General features: G+C 63.5%; 1 protein-coding gene. It reads left to right on the forward strand.

The features are described 5' to 3' along the window. A partial coding sequence (locus LPA37_RS27665; RefSeq protein ID WP_229014264.1) for an SIS domain-containing protein occupies positions 1 to 551 on the forward strand: 551 nt, incomplete at both ends.

Consider the following 551-nt stretch of genomic DNA (forward strand, 5'->3'; position numbering starts at 1 on the left):
ACCGTCGCGGCGTATGGCGGCGCGGTCGAGCTCGGGCCCTATCGTCACTTCATGCAGAAGGAAATTTTCGAGCAGCCGCGCGCGATCGGCGACACGATTCCGCAGGCCGATTCGTTCGATGCATCGCTCTTTGGCGACGCAGCGGCCACGGCATTCGGCGAGATCGACAACCTGCTGATCCTCGCGTGCGGCACGAGCTATTACTCGGGGCTGACGGCGAAATACTGGCTCGAATCGATCGCGAAGATTCCGACGCAGGTCGAGATCGCGAGCGAATACCGCTATCGCGATTCGGTGCCGAATCCGAAGTCGCTGGTGGTGGTGATCTCGCAGTCAGGCGAGACGGCCGATACGCTCGCCGCGCTCAAGCACGCGCAGTCGCTTGGGCACAAGCACACGCTCTCGATATGCAACGTCGGCACGAGCGCGATGGTGCGCCTGACCGAACTGTCGTTTTTGACGCATGCGGGGCGCGAGATTGGCGTGGCGTCGACCAAGGCGTTCACGACGCAGCTCGTCGCGCTGTTCGTGCTGGCCGCGACGCTCGGCAA

It is taken from the genome of Paraburkholderia gardini (assembly GCF_907164545.1).
Classification (GTDB): Bacteria; Pseudomonadota; Gammaproteobacteria; order Burkholderiales; family Burkholderiaceae; genus Paraburkholderia; species Paraburkholderia gardini.